This window comes from Rhodococcus sp. IEGM 1307 (assembly GCF_030056915.1).
In the GTDB taxonomy this organism is placed as follows: Bacteria; Actinomycetota; Actinomycetes; order Mycobacteriales; family Mycobacteriaceae; genus Rhodococcus_F; species Rhodococcus_F opacus_D.
In genome coordinates, this window is the sequence record NZ_JASHKW010000001.1 from 720,865 (window position 1) to 737,483 (window position 16,619).

General features: G+C 68.7%; 13 protein-coding genes and 1 pseudogene. 6 read left to right on the forward strand and 8 right to left on the reverse strand.

Annotated features, from left to right (window positions below; all coding sequences use genetic code 11):
* Window positions 1-88 precede the first annotated feature (88 nt).
* The 3 genes from QM841_RS03115 to QM841_RS03125 all read left to right on the forward strand — a co-directional run bounded on the left by QM841_RS03115 (window position 89) and on the right by QM841_RS03125 (window position 3,156).
* Complete coding sequence (locus QM841_RS03115; RefSeq protein ID WP_283330874.1) at window positions 89-400, forward strand: DUF6802 family protein; 312 nt, start codon at window positions 89-91, stop codon at window positions 398-400.
* Between the two features lie 274 nt (window positions 401-674).
* Entirely contained in the window at window positions 675-2,504 is a 1,830-nt protein-coding gene (locus QM841_RS03120) for a phosphoenolpyruvate carboxykinase (GTP) (RefSeq protein WP_009478209.1), read from the forward strand.
* Between the two features lie 151 nt (window positions 2,505-2,655).
* Window positions 2,656-3,156, forward strand: a complete 501-nt coding sequence (locus QM841_RS03125) for a hypothetical protein (RefSeq protein ID WP_283330875.1) — start codon at window positions 2,656-2,658, stop codon at window positions 3,154-3,156.
* Window positions 3,157-3,185: 29 nt separating this feature from the next.
* Here the strand turns inward: QM841_RS03125 and QM841_RS03130 are convergent, their stop codons facing one another.
* The 6 genes from QM841_RS03130 to QM841_RS03155 all read right to left on the reverse strand — a co-directional run bounded on the left by QM841_RS03130 (window position 3,186) and on the right by QM841_RS03155 (window position 9,732).
* Window positions 3,186-4,145: a cation diffusion facilitator family transporter gene (locus QM841_RS03130; protein ID WP_283330876.1), complete on the reverse strand. Its 960-nt coding sequence runs from the start codon at window positions 4,143-4,145 to the stop codon at window positions 3,186-3,188.
* A 72-nt stretch (window positions 4,146-4,217) separates the two neighbouring features.
* Window positions 4,218-5,666 carry an aldehyde dehydrogenase gene (locus QM841_RS03135; RefSeq protein ID WP_061042465.1) on the reverse strand — a complete coding sequence of 483 codons (1,449 nt, stop codon included), beginning with the start codon at window positions 5,664-5,666 and terminating at the stop codon, window positions 4,218-4,220.
* Between the two features lie 28 nt (window positions 5,667-5,694).
* Window positions 5,695-6,840 carry an Rv3169 family protein gene (locus tag QM841_RS03140; protein WP_283330877.1) on the reverse strand — a complete coding sequence of 382 codons (1,146 nt, stop codon included), beginning with the start codon at window positions 6,838-6,840 and terminating at the stop codon, window positions 5,695-5,697.
* Complete coding sequence (locus QM841_RS03145) at window positions 6,837-8,006, reverse strand: phosphotransferase family protein (protein ID WP_283330878.1); 1,170 nt, start codon at window positions 8,004-8,006, stop codon at window positions 6,837-6,839. Before QM841_RS03145 ends, QM841_RS03140 begins: the two co-directional genes overlap by 4 nt.
* 80 nt (window positions 8,007-8,086) lie before the next feature.
* Window positions 8,087-8,974 carry an ROK family protein gene (locus tag QM841_RS03150; RefSeq protein WP_283330879.1) on the reverse strand — a complete coding sequence of 296 codons (888 nt, stop codon included), beginning with the start codon at window positions 8,972-8,974 and terminating at the stop codon, window positions 8,087-8,089.
* A 2-nt stretch (window positions 8,975-8,976) separates the two neighbouring features.
* Window positions 8,977-9,732, reverse strand: a complete 756-nt coding sequence (locus QM841_RS03155) for a class I SAM-dependent methyltransferase (protein ID WP_283330967.1) — start codon at window positions 9,730-9,732, stop codon at window positions 8,977-8,979.
* A gap of 174 nt (window positions 9,733-9,906) precedes the next feature.
* Between QM841_RS03155 and QM841_RS03160 the strand changes: the two genes are divergently transcribed.
* Entirely contained in the window at window positions 9,907-11,127 is a 1,221-nt protein-coding gene (locus tag QM841_RS03160; protein WP_283330968.1) for a glycosyltransferase family 4 protein, read from the forward strand.
* On the opposite strand, the gene QM841_RS03165 is transcribed toward QM841_RS03160, so the two are convergent.
* The gene (locus QM841_RS03165) at window positions 11,068-12,789 is read right to left on the reverse strand and encodes an MmpA family trehalose lipid delivery protein (protein ID WP_283330880.1); all 1,722 of its coding nucleotides are present in this window, start codon (window positions 12,787-12,789) and stop codon (window positions 11,068-11,070) included. The genes QM841_RS03160 and QM841_RS03165 overlap by 60 nt on opposite strands.
* Window positions 12,790-12,852: 63 nt before the next feature.
* Between QM841_RS03165 and QM841_RS03170 the strand changes: the two genes are divergently transcribed.
* On the forward strand, window positions 12,853-14,052 hold the full coding sequence (locus QM841_RS03170) for a polysaccharide biosynthesis protein (protein ID WP_283330881.1): 1,200 nt from the start codon (window positions 12,853-12,855) through the stop codon (window positions 14,050-14,052).
* Between the two features lie 136 nt (window positions 14,053-14,188).
* Here QM841_RS03170 and pgfA read toward each other — a convergent pair whose 3' ends face one another.
* Window positions 14,189-15,343 carry a cell envelope lipid trafficking protein PgfA gene (gene pgfA / locus QM841_RS03175; protein ID WP_283330882.1) on the reverse strand — a complete coding sequence of 385 codons (1,155 nt, stop codon included), beginning with the start codon at window positions 15,341-15,343 and terminating at the stop codon, window positions 14,189-14,191.
* Window positions 15,344-15,563: 220 nt separating this feature from the next.
* Here pgfA and QM841_RS03180 point away from each other — a divergent pair.
* Window positions 15,564-16,610 (forward strand): annotated as a pseudogene (locus QM841_RS03180) (acyltransferase family protein); the annotation flags it as partial.
* Between the last annotated feature and the right edge of the window lie 9 nt (window positions 16,611-16,619).

The following is a 16,619-nucleotide window of genomic DNA, read 5'->3' on the forward strand; positions in this document are numbered from 1 at the left end:
GCCCGCTTTTGTGTGGAATCGTGTTGAATTATCTTGATATGTCTTGATTTGTGCGGGAAACTGGTCCGAAATGCGAAGGGAGACCGCGGTGGCGACGACTGAGAGTTTTCTGGTCCCGGACGTGCCGAACCTCGATACGGACACTTTCGGTCCCGATTCCGGGGCGGTCGCGCTCACCGGTCCCACCCACGACATCGACGGAGACGGCGTCCTCGACACCCAGACCTTCGACGCGGGCGACGCCGTCGTCATCGCCTCCGACCTCGACTCGGACGGCGACGCAGACCATCTGACGATGATCCACGAGGACGGCGCGTACGCGTCTTGGGAGTTTCGCCGCGACGGCGACGGCGTCGTGCACTGGCAGCAGACCGATGGTGGGACTCTCGGTAACGGCTGAACACCTCCGAAATCCGCACTGCAGACGCGGGAAAGGCCCCTGGTAGCTCTACTGAATCGTTTCTGTGACCATTCCAACCGCACCCGATTCCCCGAGACGGGACTCGCGGCGTTAACCTCTAGGGATAGGACACCCGGCGCCCGCGTCTTCCATGTGGCATGGACGGCCTGGCTGGACCCCGCCGAGAGGGGAAATCGGACCGTCTGGCACTCGCTGCGAGGTTCTCTCAGCGGACGGCAGATGGTCCGGTTCCGGCTCACCCCAGGAGAGTTTGATGACCTCAGCGACCATTCCCGGTCTGAACGGAACTGACGGCACGCCCCCCACGGAGCACAGTGAGCTGCTCGCCTGGGTTCGAGAGGTTGCCGAACTCACTCAGCCCGACCGCGTCGTCTTCGCCGACGGCTCGGACGCCGAATGGGATCGACTGACCGAGCAGCTCGTCGAGGCCGGCACGTTCACGCGACTCAACGACGAGAAGAAGCCGAATTCGTTCGTCGGCAACTCCGACCCGTCGGACGTCGCACGCGTCGAGTCCCGCACCTACATCTGCTCGCGAGAGGAGATCGACGCCGGGCCCACCAACAACTGGATGGACCCGACCGAGATGCGGTCGCTCATGACCGACCTCTACCGCGGCAGCATGCGCGGACGCACCATGTACGTGGTGCCGTTCTGCATGGGTCCCCTCGGTGCCGACGACCCGAAGCTGGGTGTCGAGATCACCGACTCCGAGTACGTCGTCGTCTCGATGCGCATCATGACGCGCATGGGTACCGCCGCGATGGAGAAGCTCGGCACCGACAAGCCGTTCGTGAAGGCGCTGCACTCGGTCGGCGCACCTCTCGAAGAGGGCCAGGCCGACGTTCCGTGGCCGTGCAACGATACCAAGTACATCACCCACTTCCCCGAGGATCGCGAGATCTGGAGCTACGGGTCCGGCTACGGCGGAAACGCGCTGCTCGGTAAGAAGTGCTACTCGCTGCGCATCGCGTCGGCGATGGCCCACGACGAGGGCTGGCTGGCCGAGCACATGCTGATCCTCAAGCTGATCTCCCCGGAGGACAAGCCGTACTACATTGCGGCCGCGTTCCCGAGCGCCTGCGGCAAGACCAACCTCGCGATGATCCAGCCGACCATCCCCGGATGGCGCGCCGAGACCCTCGGCGACGACATCGCGTGGATGCGCTTCGGTGAGGACGGCCGCCTGTACGCCGTCAACCCGGAGTACGGCTTCTTCGGCGTCGCGCCGGGCACCAACTACGGGTCGAATCCGAACGCGATGAAGACGCTCGAGGCCGGCAACTCGCTGTACACGAACGTCGCGCAGACCGACGACGGCGACGTCTGGTGGGAGGGTCTCGAAGGCGACCCGCAGCACCTCACCGACTGGAAGGGCAACGAGTGGACGCCCGAGTCGGGGGAGAAGGCCGCGCACCCCAACTCGCGCTACTGCACCCCGATGTCGCAGTGCCCGATCCTCGCGCCCGAGTGGGACGACCCGCAGGGTGTTCCGATCTCCGCGATCCTGTTCGGTGGACGCCGCAAGACCACGGTTCCGCTGGTCAGCGAGTCCTTCGACTGGCAGCACGGCACGTTCCTCGGTGCGACGCTGTCGTCCGAGCAGACCGCTGCCGCCGAGGGTGCCGTGGGCACCGTCCGCCGCGACCCGATGGCCATGATCCCGTTCATCGGCTACAACGCCGGCGACTACCTGAACCACTGGATCAACCTCGGCAAGCACGCGGATTCCGAGAAGCTGCCGAAGATCTTCTACGTCAACTGGTTCCGTCGCGGTGACGACGGCCGCTTCCTGTGGCCCGGTTTCGGCGAGAACTCCCGCGTGCTGAAGTGGATCGTCGACCGCATCGAGCACAAGGCCGGCGCAGAGTCCACCCCGATCGGATTCGTTCCGACCGCAGCGGATCTGGAGCTCGGCGGCCTGGACGTCGACGCCGACGACGTCGACGAGGCGCTGAAGGTCGACGTCGACGAGTGGAAGCAGGAGCTGCCGCTCATCGAGGAATGGTTCGAGTTCCTCGGCGAGAAGGTTCCCTCCGGCATCCGTGACGAGTTCGAGGCCCTGAAGCAGCGCCTGAGCTAGTCCCTCCCCGGTGACCGAATGTCACAGTGGTTCAGTCCGACTGAACCACTGTGACATTCGTCGTTTCAGGGGAGGATTCTGCAGTAAACGCATACCATTCGGTTTGTAAAGCCTCGATTCTCGAAGCTCGCACCCGACGAAAGGATTGCAGATGCAGACAGGGACCAGCAGGGGCATGAAACGACTCGCCGGAGGTGCCGCACTCGCTGCCGCTGCCGCCGCCACCGTAGCCATGACCATGCCGGCGACCGCTTCCGCAGCGCCGGAAGTCCAGCCTCCCACCGTGGTGACCGCGGTCGACGGAAACACCCTCGACATCACCGTCACCAACCCCAACGTCCTGAATCTGCTGGACGCCCAATCCTGCGGTGCCGTGGCATTCGACGCCACCAAGCTGCCCGCCGTCCTCGCCGATCCCACCGTCGTCCTCGAACCGGGATTCGTCGCGTGGGCCACCAACCCGATCGAGCGCGTCGTCGCGAACGCCGCAGGCAACGCGGTCAAGACGTTCACCACGCCGGAACTTCCCGACGGCGCGTACGCGGTCCTCGGCGAATGCCTGTCGCTGACCACTGTCGCCAACCCCCAGACCACGATGCCGCAGATCGTCCTCGTCGGCGGTCCTCTGGGCGGGATCCAGTTCGGCAGCTAGACCGCAGAAACGGCGACGAGCCGGCGATCTCACACGGTGATCGTCGGCTCGTCCTCTGTCGACAGGGTGAGTATCGCGCGGACCACGTGCGAGCTCCGTTCGAGCCGGGCCTCGAGGTCGCGGAGGGTATGGGCGACACGGGACTCCGCGTAGTCACCGACCAGGTCGACGCTCGCCACCAGGTACGCCTGTCGTGGTCCCAGGTACTCCATGCGCAGAAACGTCACCCGGTCGACCTCGGGCAGCGCCTCGAGCGCCTCGATGCCGGCCTGGCGCAGGGCGGGGGATGCCTCCTCGCCGATCAGGAATCGCCGGTTGCGGTCGATCAGAATCAGCGCGATGACGCCGAGCAGGATCCCGACCAGGATGGAGCCAATTTCGTCGGGGATCGCCGATCCCGTGATCTGGTGCAGCAGAACGCCCAGGAACGCGATGACCAAACCGATGAGCGCCGCGGCGTCCTCCGCGAACACGGCCCGGGTGGTCGGATCGGACGTGCGGAGTGCGTGGGCCAGGACGTCGCGGTCGATGGCGATGGCCTCGGCGCGCAACTGTCGGTACGCCTGCTGGAAGGAGATGGACTCGAGCACGAACGAGACACCGAGCACGACGTATGCGACGGCGAAGTTCGTAGCCGGCTCGGCGTGCACGAGCTCCTGGATGCCGTGCGTGACGGACACCCCCGCGCCCAGCGCGAACAGCCCGAGCGCCGCGAACATCGACCACACGTAGGCCTCGCGCCCGTACCCGAGCGGATGGATGCGGTCCGGCGTGCGCTTGGCCCGCGAATTGGCGATCAGGAGCAGGATCTCGTTGCCCGAGTCGGCCCACGAGTGGGCGGCCTCCGCCACCATCGACGCCGAGCCGGTAACCACGGCGGCGACGGTCTTGGCCAGTGCGATCAGAATGTTCGCGCCGAACGCGAGAACGACGGTGAGTGCACTCTCACCGTCGGCGTCGCGGGTGGTGTCCGGGGTCGATGCGGTCACCCGATCACGCTAACGCCTGTGCGCCTTTCTGGTAGCTGCAGCAACCAGAAAGGCGCACGGGCGGCGAAGCGCCTATCCGCTGTAGCCGGGCGGCATGAGGACGGACTTGGTCTCGCAGAACGCTTCGAGCCCCTCCGGTCCGTTCTCGCGACCGATGCCGGAGGCCTTGTAGCCGCCGAACGGTGAGCCGGGGTCGAACGCGTACCAGTTGATGGCGTAGGTGCCGGTGCGGATCTGCTTCGCGACGGCGAGACCGTGATCGATGTCGGTGGTGTACACCGAGCCGGCGAGTCCGTAGTCGGAGTCGTTGGCGATCTTGATCGCCTCGTCCTCGGAGTCGTAGGGGATCACGGACAGGACGGGTCCGAAGATCTCCTCGCGGGCGATCGTCATCGAGTTGTCGACGTCCGCGAAGATGGTCGGCTCCACGTACCAGCCCTTGTCGAGGCCTTCCGGACGGCCGCCGCCGAGCACCACGCGGGCGCCCTGTTCCTTGCCCTTGGCGATGTAGCCCTCGACGCGGTCGCGTTGCTTCTCGGAGATCAGCGGACCGAGTTGCGCGGCCGGGTCGGACGGATCGCCGACGGTCATGAATCCGGCACCCGCCACGAGGGCGTCCAGCACCTCGTCGTAGCGGGAGCGCGGGGCGAGGATCCGGGTCTGCGCGACGCATGCCTGCCCGGTGTTCATGAGTCCGGACATCACCAGCATCGGCATCGTGGACGCGAGGTCGGCGTCCTCGAGGATGATGGCCGCCGACTTGCCGCCCAGCTCGAGGGAGCAGCGCTTGAGGTTCTGTGCGGCGATGGCGCCGATCTTGCGGCCGACGGGACTGCTGCCGGTGAACGTGATCTTGTCGATCCCGGGATGCGACACCAGGTATTCGCCGGTCTCGGCGCCGCCGGGCAGGACGGAGATGACACCCTCGGGAACCCCCGCCTCCGCGAAGATCTCGGCGAGAAGGTGCGTGGAGAGCGGGGATTCGGGTGCCGGCTTCAGCAGGACGGTGCAGCCCGCGAGCAGCGCCGGGGACAGCTTGTTGACGGCGAGGAACAGTGGCACGTTCCAGGCGAGGACCGCGGCCACCACACCGACGGGCTCCCGCAGCACCTTCGTCTGCCCGAACGCGCCGGTGCGGGTCTGCTCCCACTCGAACTCGTTCGCGAGACCGGCGTAGAAGTTGAGGGTCGCGAGCGACGGCGTCTGCTGCATCATCCCGACCATCGCGGGCGGCTGACCCATCTCGGACGAGATCAGCGCGTTGAGGGCGTCGCCGCGCTCCTCGATGAGTTTCGCCGCCTTCGCGAGGATCTCGCCGCGCTCGGCGGGAGTGGTCTGCGGCCACGGACCTTCGTCGAATGCCCGCCTGGCCGTGGCGACGGCGTCGTCGATGTCGGCCGGCGACGCGACGGGACAGCTGCCGACGCGTTCCTCGGTTGCCGGGGAGAACACTTCGAGCACCTGATCGGTGGCCGGGGCCACCCACTTGCCGCCGATGTAGAGCTTGTCGTAGTCGGTCATGAGTCCATTCCTCGTGTCGTTCCCCCGGTCAGGAGGCGGTGTCGGTGAAACTGTCGAATCCGTACCGTGCGTGTGGGCCGATCGCTGCGACCTCGAACAGCCCTGTCCCGACGACGGTCTCGCCGCCGTCCTCGAGCCGGAAGCGGGTGAGATTGTCGACGGGGCAGAACATCCGGAGTCCCGGTTCGATCTCGGACGCTCGTTTGCGCAGTCCCTGCACCACGAGTTCGCCCTGCCACATACCGTGACGCCAGTCGGCTTCGAGGCCGTACCCCGTGCCGATACCGATGTAGTTGGGAACCAGCAGGTCGCAGGTGACGGTGACGACCTCGCCGGTCGGGCGGTGGAAACTCAGCGAGGCCGCCGTGACGTCGCGTGTCCCCGGTTCGAACTTCAACTCGTGTTCGGGTCGGCCCAGCCATTCGGGTTCGCGGTCGGCGTCCGGCCAGATGCGGACGGCTTCTTCGACGATGCGCCTGCCGAGTTCGTCCTCCTGCAGGACGACGGAGACGGAGTAGTCGTCGAACTGCATCACCGAGTAGATCCAGAAGAAGTTCTGGATCCCGTCGACCGCGCGCCGTCCGGGCGGCTCGGACTCGCCGACGGGGCGCACTCCCCACGACCGGTCGCGGTTGCCGCGCCAGGTGTCGGGGGTGACGGGGCGGCTCTGCCCGTCGATCGTGAGTTCGCCTGCCCAGGTGCCGGTCTGGACGAATCGGCTCGTATCGAACGTGACGCGCTCGAGTTGCCTGCGGAAGTGGCGGGGCTCCAACGTCGCGGGGATCGCGCCGTCGAAGGTGAGGTCGAAGGAGAGGTCGTAGTCGCCGGGCGCGAGCACCACCCGCAAGCGTTGCAGACCCTCGAGGACCTCGACGCGGAACGGCCCGACGGTGCTGACGGAGCGGTCATGTCCCAGCGCCGCCGACCCGCGGACGACGATGTGGTCGTCGCCGCGGCGGAGCACCGCGAACGCGTCCGTCACGCCGAGATTGGGGTACTGACCGAGACCGATGATGAGGAAGAGGTCGGACTCGGCCGAGGGATAGCAGTTGAAGTAGTAGCGGTCGTAGAAGTTGCGGTCGGACGTGGCGACGCGCCGGATGGGTTCGGCCACCTGATGGATGGGGTAGTCATCCATCGGGGACAGCGGATTTCCCGCGTAGTCGGCGGTCATCGGATCTTCTCCCAGTACGTGCCGTCGAGCATCGCCTCCAGCGACGCGCGGTGCATGATCATGTCGTCCGGATCCTCCGGAGCGACGGCCTGCCCGAAGTGGATGGCGCGCTCCTGGATCCGCAGCATGATGGTGGCCTGCCGCAGCGCCGCGTAGGCGGTGTAGTACTCGAGATCGCGGGGCGTGTGACCCGTCAGCTCCTCGTACAGGGCGGCGAGGTCGTCGAGTCGCAGGAAGTCCGGCATTCCGTCGAGTCCGGCCGACGCGGCGATGTCCTCGAAGAACCGGTGCAGGTACGTCATCCAGCCCAGGTCGAGTTCGCGGGGCCCGAGTGCGGCCATCTCCCAGTCGAGTACGGCCACGGGCCGGAAGTCCTCGAACATCATGTTGCCGATCCGGGCGTCGCCCCAGCAGAACACGGCGGGGGAGGGGTCGTCCGGGAGGTTCTCCTCCATCCACGCGAAGCCGCGTTCGATCAGCGGGGACCGGGGACCGGACAGCGTCGTCCATTCGTAATAGTCGCGTTGCTGCCGGATGTGCGCGGCGAGCGCCTCGGTGACGGTGGGACCGGAGCCGGGCAGTCGCAGGAACGCGAACCGCTCCCACGGTCGGTCGATGTCGTGGAGCTGCGCAAGCACATTCACCGCACTGTGCTGCAGCAGCGCGCGCTGCTCCTCGGTCGCCTCCGTCACCCACGACCCGAAGTTGTAGGGCATCACGTCCGGCGGGACCTGCCCGGAGACGCGGGCCATGACGAAGAACGGGGCGCCCAGCGGACCTGGATCGGATTCGGACCAGTAGACGACCGGGACCGGGACGGCGGAGTGCTCCCGGACCTGCGCCATCACCTGGAACTGTCCGTCGAGGTCGTACTCCGGGAAGACGGGCATCGTCGTGTCGGCCGGCGCGACCCGCGCGACCAGAGGGTGAATCTCGCCCGACCAGGTGGCGTCGAACAGGATGGTCTCGCTCGACATGCCGTTGGCATCGGGGAGGTGGACGTGCGTGACCTCGGGTGCGGCGTCGGCGGGCAATTGGGCGGCGAGCCGGCGTTGCAGCGCGTCTCGCAGTACCTCCGGATCGCGTCGGGAGTCAGTGGGCCGGGCGACTTCGGACGAGTGATCGGAGTCGTCGGCGGATCGGGCAGTGCTCGTGCTCACGGTCACCTCCTCTCCTGAACGTAGTGTGACCTTGAACACTAGAACACGTTACAGAATTTCGGAACAGGTGAGGAGATCCCGCTGCGTCAGCCCTCGTCGGCGGCCAGCACTCCCGCCCCGACGAGGGTTCCGGAGGCGCCGAGTTCCGCCGGGACCACCCGCAGATTCGCGACGAACGACAACCGGGCGTGGCGGGCGGCGGCCCTGCGCATCGGGTCCCACAACGGGGGTCCGGCCTGCGCGAATCCGCCACCGATCACCGCGAGATCGACGTCGAGGAGGGCCGCGGCCGACGCGATGGCCTGGCCCAGTGCGGTCCCCGCGCGGTCGAAGGCGGCCACGGCGACGTCGTTCCCGTCCGCGGCGGCCCTCGCCAATTCGACGCCCGTCGTGCCGCGCCATCCCCGGGAGCGGGCCCAGCGCACGGACGACGGTCCGCTCGCCACCGTCTCCAGACACCCCACCCCGCCGCACGTGCACGGCTCGGTTCCGCCGGGGACCACCAGGTGACCGATGTGACCTGCGTTTCCGGTCCGGCCGGTGGCGATGCGGCCGCCGAGGACCACTCCGCCGCCGATGCCGGTGGACACGACCAGGCTCAGCAGGTCGGGGGCACCGCGCCCGGCACCGTGGTGATGCTCGCCGAGAGCGGCGGCGGCACCGTCCATCGCCAGCCTCGCGGGGACGCCGGGAAAAAGTACCTGCACCAAGCCGACCAGGCCGAATCCGCCCGACCACTCGTCGATGTTGATGGGTGACGCGGTGCCGGCGACCGTGTCGACCGGTCCCGCGCACGCGATGCCGACCGACGTGATCGTCGCCGCTCCCGCAACCTCGCGCAGCAGCGCGGCGCACGCGTCCGCGACGCCGGTCTCCGGCGTGGGGGTGGTCGCCGGATGCGGCACCGTGCCGGCCGCGTCGACGATCCCGGCGGCCATCTTGGTGCCACCGATGTCGAGAGCCAGCGCGACCACGGTCAGTGCTTCCGCATCACGAGAACGAGATTGCTCACCAGGAACTCCCGCAGTCCGGGGACTCGCACCATCCACCACGCCCAGCGCGGGTGGTAGCGGGGGAAGGCCGCCAGGAAGTCCGCGTCCGGGGCACGCCGGGCCCACCGAAGCCCGTCGGCCGCACCCACTTTGAACAGCGAGACACCGTAGCGGTTCTTGGGTTCTCGGCCGTTCTTGCGCAGGTAGCGGCGGGCGGCGTACTCACCGCCCAGTGCATGCCACGGCCCGGTCTCGTGGCCGCCGAACGGGCCCCACCACAACGTGTACGACAGCACGATCAGGCCGCCTGGTTTCGTCACCCGGACCATCTCGTCCGCCATTGCCCACGGTTCGCTGACGTGCTCGGCGACGTTGGAGGAGAAGCAGATGTCCACCGACGACGTCCGGAACGGCAGCGCCAACCCCGACCCGCGGACCGCGCCGCCCACGGCAAGGCCAGCCGCATGCATCTCGGACGGATCCGGCTCCACCGGGACGTACCGGGCGCCGGCCCGCTGGAATACGTCCGCGAAGTAACCGGGGCCGCCGCCGACGTCCAGGACCGTCGTCCCGGTGAGATCCGAGTCGGTGAGACCGCCGTACAGGTCACCGATCAGTTCGACGGAGTCGCGGGCGAGGGTGCCGTAGAACAGGTCGGGTGCGGTCTGTTCGTGCCGGAAGTCGCTGAGCAGGCCGAACGACCGCTTCAGGGTTGCCCGTCGACCGAATCGCCGGGTCACGGGAGGCGTCGTCACGAGACTGAACCTTAGCGAGTGCAGCCGCCGGGGCCGCAATCCGTTCGCGGTGGCTGCAACATCCGGTGGAACGCGACCGATAGGGTGTTCGGGGACTACAGCGCGGACCGTCCCGCCCCGAGACCACATGTACCGCACCGACCACAGGAGTATATGAACGTGCGAGAGGTTCTGCTGCTCTGCTGGCGCGACACCGGTCACCCGCAGGGTGGCGGCAGTGAGCGGTACCTCGAGGAGGTCGGCGCCCAGCTCGCGGCGCGGGGAATCAAGGTCACCCTCCGCACCGCCGGTTACCGCGGCGCCGCCAAGAAGGAGACCGTCGACGGCATCGAGATCAGCCGGGCGGGCGGACGGTACAGCGTCTACCCCCGCGCCCTCGCCGCGATCGCCGCGGGCCGGCTCGGGTTCGGACCGCTGCGAGGCATCCGGCCCGACGCCGTCATCGACACCCAGAACGGCATCCCGTTCTTCTCCCGCGTCGTCGCCGGTGCACCCGTGACGCTGCTCGTGCATCACTGTCATCGCGAGCAGTGGCCCGTGGCGGGCCGGTTGATGGGCAAGATCGGCTGGTGGGTGGAATCACGGTTGTCGCCGCGCACCCACCGGGACGACCAGTACCTCACCGTGTCGCTGCCGTCCGCCGACGAACTCGTCGAACTCGGTGTCGAGCGCGAACGGATCGCGGTGGTGCGCAACGGCGCCGACGACATTCCTGTCGGCGTGGACATCGGCGGCACCGACACCCGGACCGCGCACCCCAGTGTGTGCGTCCTGTCCCGGCTGGTGCCGCACAAGCAGATCGAGGACGCCCTCGAGACCGTCGCGGCGTTGCGTCCCACGATCGCCGATGTGCACCTCGACGTCATCGGTGGCGGCTGGTGGGAGCAGAATCTCCGCGACCGCGCGCACGAACTGGGCATCGGCGACGCCGTCACGTTCCACGGGCACGTCGACGAAACCCGTAAGCACCAGTTGCTGTCGCAGTCCTGGGTGCACGTGATGCCGTCCCGCAAGGAGGGCTGGGGTCTGGCCGTCATCGAGGCCGCACAGCACGGGGTCCCGACCGTCGGTTACCGCAGTTCCAAGGGGCTGACGGATTCGATCGTCGACGGCGTGACCGGTGTTCTGGTCGGCAGTGCGGAAGCGGCGACGGCCGACGTCGGCGAACTGACCGCGGCCGTCAACGCCCTCCTGCTCGACCCCGAGACACGCATGGTCCTCGGGGAGAAGGCGCGGGTCCGCGCGGGTGAGTTCTCCTGGAAGCACACCGGTAACGGCGTCCACGAGGTGCTGGCGGGCACGGCCGCGGGCCTGCGGACGTCAGGGCTGGTGTCGCCGGCGCTGGCGCGTCCGGGCCTCGAGCACGCCCGCGCCGAGTAGACCGCCGGCCAGCAGCAGCGCCCACAGCACGTGGGCCGCGACCACCGTCGCACGCGCCCGGTCGGACGCCTCGTGCCGCGCGACGTCGCCGCCGACGCGGTACAGCTCCAGATGCCCGTCCGAGAACTGTCGCTCCAGACCGGCCAGGGTGGTCGCGGATTCGCCGCGCGGCCCGGGCGTGTCGCGCTCGACCAGGACCCACCGGACGCCCAGCGACGCGAGTTCGGCGGCGGAACCGCCGGTGAGCAGCACCCGTTCCACCTGCTGCGCCCGGGACCCCTCGCCCGTCACCGTGCCACCGGCCACCACCAGTTCGCCCGTCTGCAGCACGTCCTCCGGCAGCATCCTCGGGGCGGGGTCCAGGACGGGAGCGGCACCGCTGTAGGAGAACTTGCGGAACATGCCGGTGGGCAGCACGGCGACGTCCCCGCTGTCCGACTCGTGCGCCACCTCGGCGGCCACCTGCTCCCACGACGGCGGATAGTGGACCGGGCGCAGCGCGCCCCCGACGCCCCACGCGAGGTCGGGGAGGGCGAGCAGCACGACCAGGACGGCCGAGACGGACCACGTGCCGGGGCGTCGCAGCACCGCGGCCGCGGCGGCGAGCGCATACAGCGGCGCCGCGAGCGCCACCCACTTCTGCGCGTCCCGGAGCAATCCGGCGCCGGGGACGTTCTGCACCAGCCAGCGGCCGACGTCGAGTCCCCACGCGGTCGCGCCGAGTGTGGGCAGCAGCACCGCCACCAGCCCGAGCGCTGTCAGTGCGGCCACCACGGGATGCCGTCGCCGCCGCCACAGCGCCGGGAGTCCGCACAAGACGACCCCGAGCAGCAGGACCGTTCCGACGAGGGCGAACAGTGTGGTCCGGGTGTCCGGGACGGCGGTCTCGTTCCACACGCCGCCGAGTCCGGCGAGACTGCCCAGGGTCGCCAGCCCCGGCTCGGCGCGCGCCGCGAACGCCGCGACCCCTGCGGGATCGGAGCCGTCCCCGCCGCCGCCGCCCAGTGCCGTGGCCGCCAGCCACGGCGCGCTCGCGACGACGAACAGGCCCAGCGCGCCCGTCACCCGGAGCCACGCGGCCGAACGTCCGCCGAGGAGCGCGAGGACGGCCACCGTCGTCACCGCCGCGAGCAACGCCCCGGTGGGTGTCAGACCGGCCGCGGCGAGGCAGGCCGCGAGGGCGAACCACCCCCGGCGGTGACCCCGTCGAATCGCGACCGCCGCGCACACCGTCCACGGCAGCGCCGCGTACCCGGTCAGCAGGCTCCAGTGCCCCTGCAGCAGTCGCTCGGCGACGTACGGGTTCCACACCGTCACCGTCGCGGCGACGAGCTGCGGTCCGAGCCCCGCCGTCGGCAGGACGGTGCGGACCATCCGGGCGGCACCCCAGCCCGCCGCCCACAGCGCCAGCAGCAGGATCGCCTTCACCACCAGGCCGCCGTCGACGAAAACGCTCAGCGTCGCGAGCAGAGCGTCCTGCGGCACGGCCCGCGCGGCGGCGTCCGTGAGGCCGAGCGCCGAGTCGGTGAGATACGAGCGGGGAGTGCTGACCGCGTCCCGCAACAGCAGATAGCCCGGACCGAGCAGCGGCCCGAGGATCAGCAACGCCAGAAGGAGGCTGTAGACCGGCGCGACGAACGATGCTCGGCGCCGGGCGGTCATGGGCCGTCACGATACGTGGTGCATCGACCCGGCTCGCAGGGCACGTAGTGCATCATGGGGCGCATGCCACGCCAGACCCTCACCAGCTCGGCGGTCGCCGGGGTGACGATGGTGACGGCGGGCTCGATGATCGCGAACATCGCGTCCTACCTGCTGCATCTGCCGGCGAGCCGCTGGCTCGGCCCGGCCGGCTACGGGGAGTTCGCGAGCCTGCTCGCGGCCCAACTCGTCCTCGCCGTCCCCGCTCTCGCGCTGCAGACCGTCGTCGCCCGCGAGGTGGTCCGGGGCAAGGGAGCCCACGCGGTCCGCCTGCTGGGGTACCGCTGCGCGGTGATCGTCGCGGTCGCCGCGATGCTGCTCGCCCCCCTCGTGTCGTGGGCCCTCGACACCGGCATGCTCGCCACGTTCTCGGCGCTCATCACGGCGCCCGTCCTGGTCCTGCTCGCCACCGAGCAGGGACTGCTGCAGGGCGCGGCACGGTTCGGTCCGCTCAGCGTCGTCCTCGCGGCCGCGGGTATCGCGAAGGTCGTACCCGCGGTCGTGGTTCTGGCCGTCGGCGCCGGGCCGGGCCTCGCCCTCGCCGCGAGTGCGGTCGGCACGGGGCTGGTGGCCCTGTGTGCGCGCCTGTTCGCCGATTCCGCGATCACCGGGGAGTCGAGCATCCGGATCGGCGTCGCGGCCGTGCTGAAGGCGTCGCAGGTGCAATTGGCGCTGATCGCGTTGTCGTCGATGGACCTGGTGATCGCCCGGATCGTGCTCAGCAACGACGACGCCGGCCTGTACGCGCTGGGCGCCGTCGCCACCAAGGCCGCGTTCTGGCTGCCGCAGGCCGTCGGGGTGGTGCTCTATCCGCGGATGGCGAATCCCGCGCACTCCGTCCAGGCGATCCGGTCGGCGCTCGCCGTCCTCGTCGGACTCGGCGCGGTCCTCGTCGCGGCCGTCGCGGTGGCCGCCCCCCTCGTCCCGCTTCTCGTCGGCGACGCATACCAGCCCGTCCAGTCGCTGCTGTGGCTGTTCGCGCTCCACGGTGCCTGCCTGGCCGTCCTGCAGGGCGCCCTGCTGTCCGCCATCGCGGGGGAGCGGACGCACCTCGCCGTGATCGCCTGGATCGGCTTCGCCGTCGAGATGACCGGCATGCTGACCCTCGCGTCCACGATCGGGCAGTTCATCGCCGTCGCCGTGACGGTCGCGTCGAGCACCGCACTGGTCGCCAGCGTCCTCGCCGTGCGCAGCGCGCGGCGCGATGCCCCGCGCCCGATCTGACATCCGGGCGGTCCGACGAGCCGCCTGTGACATCGGGCGACACCGCACGGGCCGCCCCCGGGAACGACGAAGGGGACCTCGGTGCACTACCGAGGTCCCCTTCGCACCGGACTACGTGGCGTCCGGCTCCTTACGTCTAGCGCTCGTCGTACCTGCGCGGATCTTGCACGGGAATCTCTTCCGTCTTGTCCGTGGTCCAGTCGTGCTGCTCGGTGGGAGCCTCCGACTTGTCCAGGTCGACGTGGCGGCCACCGTCGCTCGGCGGGTAGTCGTCGCCGGCGGTGTGCGCGGGCTGCCTGCCCTTGCCGCCGCGCAGACCCAGGACGAGTCCCGCGATCAGTGCGATGACACCGAGGATGCCGGCGATGATCGGCACGGTGCGACCGAACGTGCTGATCTTGTCCATGCCGTCCTTGGCCTGCTGGACCTGGTATTCGATGGTCTGCTCGTTGAACGGCAGTTCCACCTTCAGGACGTCGATCTCCGGCTTGTCCTTGTTGCGGGCGTAGTACTGGTGCAGCTGCTCCTGGCCCTTGACGACGACACCGGTCTCGGGCTCGACCCACAGGTCGCGCACGTTGGTGTACCAGCGGGTCATCGTGACGGGGAGGGTGCCACCGGGGACGCCCCACGCCTCGGCGGGCAGCGTCAGCTTGTTGGTGGGCGAGCTGACCACCTTCGACAAGTCGACCGGTTCGATCGTCTGGTTGTAGTGGTACACCTTCAGGCCGTTGATCTCCGTCTCCTCGACGAAGTTGATGTCCTGGGTGGCGCGCGCGTTCAGGTCGAAGTAGGGGTAGCTCTGCTTCTCCGAGTTGAACGGGAACTTGTACTGCAGTCCGTCGCGCGGAACTTCCTCGGCAGGCTGGTTGGGCTGCGTCTGGATGGTGCCCACCGGGTCGTTGGTCGGCATCGACGTCTTGCGGTCGACGGTGTTGCGGTCGACGATCGCGGACAGCAGTCCGGTGTCGCCCTGCTTGTCGGTGCGACGCAGCGTCTGCCCCGCCTGGAGAGTGACGACGTCCGCGTCCGCGGGGTCTTCGGTGGTGACGTAGCGCTGTGACACCAGTGGAACGTTCGTGTTGACTTCGGCCTTGCCTGCGAGAAGAGCCTGCGAGTTGAGCACGCTGCCGGAACCTTCGGCGATCGTGGTCACTTCGAGGTCCAAGGGCGTCTTCTCCAATTTGCCCACCGTGTAGGTGGGAATGAGAATGGCGACGGCCAAGAGGAAGGCACCGAGGCCCACCAGAATGCAAGCAAGTATCCGGCTCGGCCCTGAGCGCTCCGCCATGCTTTCTCTCCTAACCCAATTCTGTCGATTGAGATTCCCCCACCGGCAGCACGGCTGCACGGATCGCATGGAGCCCACATCGACACCACGTGAGGCAAAACACTAACAGTCTCGAATGCGCATTTGCCCCATCGGATAGTAAACGCATCGGCCGTTCGCCAGCGAAGTGACTCGAACGGAGTTTTCCGTCACAGCCCCCGGACCAGGCACACTGTTGGTGATGAGCACCTCGGCCACCACCACGAGCACGACCGCACCGCCGCGCAGTTTCATTCCCGCACTCGAGGGAATGCGCGGTCTCGCGGCGCTGGGGGTGCTCGTGACGCACGTCGCGTTCCAGACCGGTGCGACGCACGTGCCCGTTCTCGGGCGCATCTGGGGACGATTCGATCTGGCGGTGGCGGTCTTCTTCGCGCTGTCCGGATTCCTGTTGTGGCGCAGCCATGCCGGGGCGGCGCGGGGGATGGGCCCCGCCCAGGGAATCGTCCGGTACTGGATCTCGCGGGCGACGCGCATCCTGCCCGCGTACTGGGTCGCCGTGGCGGTGGTGTTGACGTTCCTGCCCACCGCGAACGCGAGTTACCGCACGTGGTGGGCGAATCTCGGTCTCGTGCAGGTGTTCGTGCCCCTTACGCTCACCGACGGTTTGACCCAGATGTGGAGTCTGTCGGTGGAGGTGGCCTTCTACCTGGTGCTTCCGCTGCTGGCGTTCGCGCTGGTCCGGTTGCGGGGTCCGGCTGCGCGGCTGCGGGTTCCGGCGATTCTCGCGTTGATCGCGGTGAGTCTGACGTGGGCATTCGTGCCGGTGTCGACGCCGGGTGGCATTCATCACGACAACTGGTTACCGGGGTACCTGCCCTGGTTCGGAGCCGGGATGTTGCTCGCCGAGCTGGCGGTGAGTCCGCCCGGGCGAATGCACCGCTGGGCGCATCATCGCGTCCGGATGTTTCTCGTCGCCGCAGTGGCATTCGCGCTCACCGCGACCGATCTGGCCGGCCCGGAGGGGCTGGTGCGTCCCGAACCGTGGCAGTACGCCGTCAAGATGGCGCTCGGCGCCGTCATCAGCTTCGCGCTGATGGCCCCGCTGGTGCTGTCCGACACGTCCACCCACCGCTACCTCGCGAGTCCGCTCGCTCTCGCAGTGGGCCGCTGGTCGTACGGCATCTTCATCTGGCACCTCGCGGTGCTGTCGATCGTCTTTCCGGTGTTCGGGCTCGTTCCGTTCACCGGCCACTTCGTCTACATCCTGTTCCTCACGACCGTGATGAGCGTCGCG